The sequence below is a fragment of the Longimicrobium sp. genome (assembly GCA_036389795.1).
In the GTDB taxonomy this organism is placed as follows: Bacteria; Gemmatimonadota; Gemmatimonadetes; order Longimicrobiales; family Longimicrobiaceae; genus Longimicrobium.
In genome coordinates this window covers 1-9290 of record DASVWD010000169.1, presented here as the reverse complement: position 1 = coordinate 9290, position 9290 = coordinate 1, and the positions used below count along the sequence as shown (strand labels likewise).

Here is a 9290-nt window from a genome sequence, read left to right as displayed (position 1 = left end):
GCGCCTCGACGGCGTTCTCCTCGGGGAGGAAGTGCACCGGGTGGCCGCAGAACAGCGGCAGCAGGTTGGTGATGGTGAGGTCCACCGCCATGGACGAGAAGACGGGCGCGCCGCTCCCCGCGTCCGCCCCGTAGTGGCGGACGCCCCAGTGGATGTAGTTGCTCACCCCGCGGTGGTGCATGGCCACGCCCTTGGGCCGGCCGGTCGATCCCGAGGTGTAGATGACGTACGCCAGGTTCTCGCTCGTCACGCCGCTCTCGACCGCGTCCGCACTCTCCGCCCCGATCACGTCCCACTCCACGTCGATGGCGATGACACGGACGCCGGAGGATGCCGGAAGCCGCTCGCGCAGCCGGTCCTGCGTGATGAGGATGCCAACGTCCGAATCCTCCATCACGTAGCCGATGCGCTCCGCGGGATGCGAAGGATCGACGGGCACGTACGCGCCGCCGGCCTTCATCACCCCGAGGATGGCGACCATCACCTCCAGCCCGCGCTCCAGGCAGAGCCCCACCCGCGCCTCCGGCCCCACGCCGAGGCCGGCGAGGTGGCGCGCGAGCCGGTTCGCCCGCTCGTCCAGCTCCCGGTACGTCAGCGCGTCCCCGCCGAAGGTGACGGCCGGGGCGCCGGGGGTCCGCGCCGCCTGCGCCTCGAACAGCTCGTGGATGCAGCGGTCCGCCGGGTACGCGGCCGCCGTCTGGTTCCACTCCTCCAGCACCTGCCGCCGTTCGTCGTCGCCGATCAGCACCAGCTCGGAGAGGCGCGGGTCGCGGCCGGACGCGACCTGCTCCAGCACCCGGCGCAGGTGCGACAGGATGCGCTCGATGGTCCGGGCGTCGAAGCGGTTCTCGTCGTAGCTCAGGACGAAGACCAGCTCCGGTCCGGGCGCCGCGAGGAGGGAGAGCGGAAAGGTGTTCCACTCCACGCCCTGCCGCCCCGTGACCCGCAGCGGCACGGCCGCGGTGCTCTTGGCCACGGCGGCGTCCGACGCCTGCGCGGCGAGGGCGGCCGCGGCGGGGACGGCCGTGGCCTCCACCGGGTAGTTCTCCATGATGAAGTGGCTCTCGAACAGCGGCGTGCCGCGCGGAACCTCGCTCCATCCCTGCACCTGCATGAGCGGCGAGTACTCGTAGCCGCGCGCCTCGCCCGCCGCGCGCTGCACCTCGCCCAGCCAAGCGCCCAGCCGCGCGCCGGCGGGGACGCGCATCCGCACGGGAAGGGTGTTGATGAACATGCCAATCATCTCCTCCACCCCCTCCAGCGGCCCTTGGCGCCCCGACACCGTGGTGCCGAACACCACGTCGTCCTCGCCGCTGTAGCGCGCCAGCAGCAGCCCCCACACGCCCTGCAGGACGGTGTTGAGCGTCACCCCCTTGACCCGCGCCGCCTCCTCGATGCCGCGCGAGAGCGGAGCCGGGATGGTGGCGAACTTGCGCGCGTGGCGGATGCCCGAGCCGCTGCCGGGCCGGTCCACGGGGAGCGGGGTCGGCGCCGTGAAGCCCGCCAGGGCGCCCCGCCAGTAGCGCTCCGCGGCGCCCATGTCCTGCCGCTCCAGCCAGGCGATGTAGTCGCGGTAGGGCCGCGAGCGGCGCAGCTGCACGGCCGTCCCCGTGCGCCACGCGTGATAGAGACGAAAGGCCTCGTCCGCGATGCGCACGCACGACCAGCCGTCCGTGATCAGGTGGTGCTGGCTCCACACGAACCAGGTGGCCGTGTCCGACACCCGGAACAGGGCAAAGCGCAGCAGCGGCGCCGCGCCCAGGTCAAAGCCGCGGGCGCGGTCCTCCAGCCCGTAGCGGCGCAGGGCCTCGTCCTGCTCCTCCGCGGAGAGGTGGCGCCAGTCCTCCACCGTCCACGGCAGCTCCGCGGAGCGGTGCACCCGCTGCAGGGGGCGCGGCACGCCGTCCCACACGAACGAGCTGCGAAGGGCCGGGTGGCGGTTCACCACCTCGCCCCAGGCGCGGCGAAACAGGTCCAGGTCCAGGGCGCCCTCCAGCTTTTGCGCCTCCTGCGTCTGGTACTCCTGCGTGTCGTCGCCGTACAGGCCGTGAAAGAGCATCCCCTGCTGCATGGGCGAGAGGGGATACAGGTCCTCCACGTCCGTGCGCCCATCCACGGCCGCGTCCAGCTCCGCCTGCGTGAGCCCCGCCAGGGGGAAGTCCGACGGCGTGTATCCGCCCGCGCCCTCCTCGGCACAGTGGGCGATGAGCCCGCGCAGGGCCTTGATGTACGACGCGGCCAGCGCCTCCACCGTCTCGCGGCGGTGGGTGCCCTCCGTGTACGTCCACCAGAGCCGCAGCACCCCGTCGAACACGCCGCCGTTCACGGCCAGCAGGGTGTGCAGGGCCGTCGTGCCGGCCCACTCCTGCCCGCGCGGGCCTGCCGCGGTCCGCAGCGGCGACGCCTGCGCGGTGCCGCCCGCGGACGACTGGCCCAGGTAGTTGAACGAGATCTCCGGCTCCGGCTGAGCCTGGAGCGCCGCGCGCGCCTCGCCGCCGCCCAGGTAGCGCAGCACGCCGTAGCCGATGCCGCGCCGGGGCACGGCGCGCAGCTGCTCCTTGACCCGCTTGAGGCGGTCGGCGGGGCCGGCCGCGCCCGCCAGGTCCAGCACGACGGGGTAGCTGGTGGTGAACCAGCCCACCGTGCGCGTCAGGTCCACGCCGGGGACGATCTCCCCTTCCCGCCCGTGCCCTTCCAGCGACAGGCGGATGCGCGTGCCCCCGGCCCATCCGCTCACGGATTCGGCGAGCGCGCACAGCAGCACGTCGTTGATCTGCGTGCGGTACGCCGCGGGGACGTCCTGCAGCAGGGCGCGCGTTTCTTCCGCGTCCAGCTGCACGGCCACCGTGCGAGACCCCGCGACCGTCGCCTGCCCCTCGCCGTCGACCGGCAGGGGCGCCACGCCCTCCGCGCCCTGCGCCAGCCAGTGCGGCACCTCGGCCCGGAGCGCGTCACTGGACGCGTACGCCTCCAGGGCGCGGGCCCAGTCGCGGAAGGGGGTGGTGCGGGCGCCCAGCTCGACGGGGCGCCCCGCCTCGGCCTGGGCGACGGCGCGCTCCAGGTCGTCGCGCAGGATGCTCCAGGAGACGGTGTCCACCGCCAGGTGGTGGACGATCAGCAGCAGCTGCCGGCGCCCCTGGCCGCGCTCGAAGAGCACCGCGCGCCCCAGGGGGCCGCGCTCCAGCTCCAGGGAGGCCTGCCGCGCGTCCGCCGCCTCGGCCTGCAGGCGGTCCTGCTCCGCGGCGGGAAGGCCGGAGAGGTACACCCGCTCCAGGGTGATCCCCGCCGCGTTCGCGTGCCACTGCTCCCACCCGGAGTCCACCCGCCGGAAGCGCAGCCGCAGGGCGTCGTGGTGCTCCAGCACGGCCGCGAGGGCCGCCTCCAGCGCCGCGTCGCCCACGGACGGGGCCACCTCCAGCAGCACGGACTGGTTGTAGTGGGCCGGCGCCGGCTGGCCCTGCTCCAGGAACCACCGCTGGATGGGCGTCAGGGGGACGGCGCCCTCAACCCGCGGCGCGTCCTCCGCCGACCGGTCCTCCTCCGACGATCCCACGACCAGGGCCAGCTCGGCGATGGTGGGATACTCGAAGATCTGCGGCGGGGTGATCTCCACCCCTTCGCGCCGCGCCGTCGAGACCACCTGGATGCAGAGGATGCTGTCGCCGCCCAGCTCGAAGAAGTCGTCGTCGACCCCCACGCGCTCCAGCCAGAGCACCTCGGCCCAGATCCGGGCCAGCAGCTCCTCCACGCGGCTGCGCGGCGCCACGTACCGCTCCTCGGCCCCCTGGTACGCGGGCGCGGGGAGGGCGTTGCGGTCGAGCTTTCCGTTGGGAGTCAGCGGGAGCGCGTCGAGCACCACGAAGGCGCTGGGGACCATGTACTCGGGGAGGCGCCCGCCGGCGTGCTCGCGCAGCGCCGCGGGGAGCGCGCCCCCCGCGTCCTCGCGGACCCGCACCTCGCCGCCGGCGAAGAGCCGCCGGTAGAACGGGTGGCCGCCGATGTCGCCCGCGTGGTGGAAGGACGTGAACTCGAACGGCACCTCCTCCCCGCCGCCGCCTCCACGCACCAGCGCCCCGCGGACGCCGTAGTCGGGCGCCACCCCCCGGTCGGGGAGCGCCGCGCGGAACTCCAGGCGGATCCGGTCGCCCGCGCGGACCCCGACTCCCGGGTCGAAGAGGGGGAAGTAGGCGGGGAGCCAGTCGGTCCGGTCGCGCAGGATGTCGAGCTCCTCGCCCTCGTCCAGCTCCATCCGCAGCCAGAGGAGGAGCCCGTCCAGCCGCCCGTCCCGCTCGACCGCCAGCTCCACGGCGTGGAGCTGCTCGGGCTCCACCGGCCCGGCCCCGAAGTCGAGGTCCTCGCAGGTCGCGGCGGTGGAGAGGAGGTTTTCGGCGGGGAAGCCCCGGATGCAGAGCCGCAGGGCGAACGGGTGCCCGGCCTCGTCGAAGATCCGCCGCGCGTAGTCGGCGGCCAGGCGCGAGAAGCCGGGCTCGCGGTAGATCTCGTCGGGGAGGGTGACCGCCGCCACCCGGGTGCTGGCGCGGCGGGGGATCATCACCGCGCCGGGGGCCAGGAGCCGCCGCGCCTCGTTGAGCACCACGGCCGCGCCCTCGCCGCCGGCGATCGCCTCCACGATCTCGGAGACGCACACGTCGGCGGACTCGGGAAGCTCCACGCTCCGCGCGTCGCCGTGGACGACGGTGATGCGGTCTTCCAGCCCCAGCTCGCGGACGCGCCGGCGGGCCGCCTCGTACGAGCGCTCCAGCAGCTCCACCGCGTAGACGTGCCGCGCGCCCGCCTCCACCGCCAGCCGCGCCAGGATGGCGTCGGCCCCGGTGCCCACGTCCAGCACCACCTTTCCCCGCGCGTGCCGCCGCAGCGCCCGCAGGTAGCGCTCGTTGCGCACGGTGTCGCCCGAGAGGCCGTGGTAGATCAGCTCGTCGTAGACGAAGTGCTCGCCGATGGAGGGCCACAGCCCCACCCCCTCGTCGGACGCCGGGACCACGTAGGCCACCAGGCGGCGGTCGCCGGGGACGTCCTCGCGCATCACCACCGCGCACCCGGCGACCCCGGCGTGGCGCCGCAGGACGGCCTCCACCTCGCCGGGCTCGATCCGGTAGCCGCGGAGCTTCACCTGCTCGTCGGCGCGGCCCAGGAACTCCAGGCTCCCGTCGTCGCGCCACCGCGCCAGGTCGCCGGTGCGGTACAGGCGCCCGCCGTCCTCGCCGAACGGGTCGGGGACGAACCGCTCCGCGGTCTGCCCCGGGCGGTGGAGGTAGCCGCGGGCCACGCCGGGGCCGCCCACGAACAGCTCGCCCGGCTCCCCGCCGAACGCGGCCGCGGCGGCCTCGTCCAGCACGTGGATGCGCACGTTCTCCAGCGCCGTGCCGATGGATGGCGTGCGCCCGTCCGCCCGGCAGACGGCCATGGTGGCGCAGACGGTCGCCTCGGTGGGGCCGTACGCGTTGATGAACGTCCGTCCCGCGCTCCACCGCGCCACGACGTCGGCGCTCACGGCCTCGCCCGCGCTCACCACCGTGCGCAGCTCCGGCAGCCCGTCCGGCTCCAGCGCGGCCAGGGCGGTGGGCGGCAGGGTGACGACGGAGATGCGCTCGTTGCGCAGGGTGGCCAGCAGCCCGGGGCCGGGGAGCAGCCCGTCGCGGGTGGCCAGGACCAGCGTGGCCCCCGCCAGCAGCGCCGTGAACAGCTCCGAGACGGCCGCGTCGAACGAGAACGAGGCGAAGGCCAGCACCCGGCTCCCCGTCTGGATGCCGAACCCGGCGATTTGCGCCCGCGCCAGGTTGGGGATGCCGCGGTGCGGGACCATCACCCCCTTCGGCCTGCCCGTGGAGCCGGAGGTGTAGATGACGTACGCCAGCCCGTCCGCGTCGACCGCCACCCCGGGCGCCGTGGCCGGCCGCGCGGCGATGGCGGCGCCCTCCGCGCGCAGGTCCAGCAGGTCGGGGACGAGCCCCGCGGCGAACTCCGGCATCTCCCCCGGAGCGATGACCGTCCGCGCGCCGGCGTCCTCCAGCATGTGGTGCAGCCGATCCACTGGATAGGCCGGATCCAGCGGCACGTACGCGCCGCCCGCCTTGAGCACTCCCAGGATGGCCGCGACCGTCTCCGGCCGCCGGTCCGCCAGCACGCCCACGCGCGTCTCCGGGCCCACGCCTCGGTCGAGGAGGTGGTGCGCGATCTGGTTGGCGGCCTCGTCCAGGGCGCGGTACGTCATCGCCCGTCCCTCGAAGCGCAGCGCCTCCGCGTCCGGCGTCCGCGCGGCCTGCGCGGCGAACAGCTCGTGCACGCACCCGCCCTCCGCCCCGACCGAAGCAACGTCGGCGATCGCAGCGGCGGCATCGTCGCCCAGCAGGGGCACCTCCGCCAGCAGCGGCTCGCCGCCGGACGCGATCGCCTCCAGCATGCGGGCCACGTTGCCCAGCATCCGCAGGACGCTCTCGTGCTCGAAGAGGTCGGTGCTGTACAGGCAGTGGAAGTCGATCTCCTCGCCCGTGTCCACCGTGTCGATCTCGATGTCCAGCTTGGTGAACGCGGCGGGCGCGCCGGCCCCCTCCATCTCCAGCCCGGCGAAGCGCGGCGGGGGTCCGCCCGCCGCGGGACTGCTTCCCGCGCCCGGCTCCAGGTTGAAGATGACGGAGATCAGGGGCGGCTGCCCGGGACCCTTGCGGACCTCCAGCTTTTCGTACAGGCGGGCGTAGGAGAAGAACTCGTCCTCGAACGCGTCCAGCAGCCAGCCGCGCACCTCCTTCAGGAACTCCGCCATCCGCCGCGGGCCGTCCAGGCGGCTGCGGATGGGGAGCGCGTCCACGCAGTGCGCCACCACCGACTCCATCCCCGCCAGGGGACGGCCGGCGGAGGAGATGCCGATCACCAGGTCGTCCTGCCCGGCAATGCGGTGCATGGCGGCCAGCACGCCCGTGAGCAGGCTGGTGAAAAGGGTGACTCCCAGCTCGCGGCTGCGCTCGCGCAGGGCGTTGGCCAGGGGCGCCTCCAGCCGGAAGCGGGCCGTGTGGGCACGGTGCGTGGGGACCGTGGGCCGGGGGCGGTCCGTGGGCAGCACCAGCCGGCGCATGCCGCTGAACCGGCCCAGCCACTCCGCCTCCGCCCCCGCCGCCCCCGTGGTGTGCTCCGCCACGAGGGTGGCGTACTCGCCCAGCTGCATGGCCTCCGGCAGCCGCGGCGCGCGCCCCTGGGCGCGGGCGCGGTAGGCGATGTCCAGGTCGCGCTTCAGCAGGTCGATGGCCTGCCCGTCCGCGGCGATGTGATGGACGATGAACTGCAGCACCTGCCGGTCCGGGCCGCGGGCATGCAGGTGCACGCGGAACAGGGGCCCCTCCGCCAGGTCGAACACGCCGTGGGCCGCCTCGCGCAGCAGCCGCGCCACCCCCTCCACCCCGGGGTCCGCGTCGATGGCGGCGTCGTTCAGGTACAGGGGGACGGGGCCGCGCAGGGCGGGAAGCACGTGCAGCCGGTCCCCCGCGGGATCGAAGACGGCGCGCAGCCCCTCGTGGTGCGCCACCAGGTCGCCGAGCGCGGCGCGCAGGGCCTCCGGGTCCAGGTGGCCGCGGACGCCCACGACGAACTCCTGGTTGTACGCCCGCGACGCGTCGTCGCCGAACTGCGCGTGCGCCCACACGGCCCGCTGGGGCGCCGTCAGGGGATGGCTGCGCACGCCGGCCGGGGCGTCCGGCGCGGCGAACACCTTCAGCGCGGGCGCGCCGGCGGCGGGCGCCGTCCCCGCCTCCGCGACGGCCCCCGCCGTCTCCTTCGCCGGGGCGGACGCGCCGCCGCCGCCGGGCTTCTCCGGGAGGAACCCGCCCTCGCGCAGGGCCGCGATGCTCTCGCGCAGCGCCTGCACCATGCGGTCGCAGTCCTCGTCCGTGTGGGCGGTGCAAACGAAGCAGGCGCGCCCCTCCCACACGTAGATCCCCCGCTCCAGCATGTGGTAGAACAGGAGGTCCAGGTACTGTTCCTCCCGGTTCGGCACGAAGCGGAAGAACGAGGCGGAGTGCATGATGCGCAGGGGCACCCCCTCCTCCGCGAGCACGGCCCGCAGCCCCGCCACCAGGCGACTGGCCCGGGCGTGCAGCTCGTCGTACAGCGCCTGCCCGCGCTCGCGCAGGTGCAGCAGGACGGCGTGCGCCGCCGCCATCGTCACCGGGTGCTTGCAGAAGGTGCCGGCGAAGAAGGTCTGGTCCGCCGCCGGGTAGCTGTCGTCGCCGAAGCTCCACTGCCCGCCGTCGATGGTGTCCATCAGGTACGCCTTGCCGGCCACGACGCCGAGGGGGAAGCCGCCGCCGATCACCTTGCCGTAGGTGGCCAGGTCGGCCTCCACGCCCAGCCACCCCTGCGCGCCGCGCAGCTGCAGGCGCAGCCCCGTGATCATCTCGTCGAAGATGAGCACGGTGCCGGCGGCCGCCGTGATCTCGCGCACCTCGCGCAGGAACTCGCGGGGTTGGAACTCGGGGTCCGCCGTGCGCACGGGCTCCACCAGCACGGCGGCCAGCTCGCCCGCGTGCGCGCGAATCCACTCCAGGGCGTCCGGCGCGCCGTAGGGCAGCACCACCACGTCGTCCACCATCCCCTGCGGCGTCCCGGGAGAGGCGGGGCGCGAGGCGGCCCCGGCGGTCCTGGTGCCCCTGCGGGCCATGATCCCGTCGAAGCAGCCGTGGTACGAGCCCTCGAACAGGACGATCGTGTCGCGCCCCGTCACCGTCCGCGCGATGCGCAGCGCCGTCATCACCGCCTCGGAGCCGGTGTTGCAGAACGTGGCGCGTTCCATCCCCGTGAGCTCGCTGAACAGGGCGGCCACGGGCCCCGCCAGGTCCGACTGCGGGCCCGTGTGGTAGCCGCGGGCCAGCTGCGCCTCCACCGCCTGGACGACGAACGGCGGCCGGTGCCCGAAGAAGTGGACGCCGAAGCCGATGGTGAAGTCGATGTACTCGTTGCCGTCGATGTCCCACATCCGCGACCCCTGCGAGCGGTCGCCCACGATGGGGTACATCAGTTCCTTGGTGGCCAGCCGGAAGTTGAGCGAGGCCCGGTTGTCGGAGAGCACGGGGCGGCTGCGGGCCGCGTACTCCTTGGAGCGGCGGGTGCGCGCCGTGTAGCTGCGCACCAGGGACTGGAAGTGCCGCGCCTGCCGCTCCGTGAACCCGCCGTGCTGGTTCATGGTCTGCCGCACGGGGCGATGCGGGCCGTGCGCGGCCGGCGCGTCCGCCTCGGGGGCGGGCGCGGCGGGGACGCGGGCGGCCGGCAGGGGCGCGCCGCTC

General features: G+C 74.6%; 1 protein-coding gene. It reads right to left on the bottom strand.

Features of this window, described 5'->3' with window-relative positions; translation table 11 throughout:
- Positions 1-9290 (bottom strand): amino acid adenylation domain-containing protein (locus VF746_22215; GenBank protein ID HEX8695143.1); only part of this gene is annotated, 9290 nt, incomplete at both ends.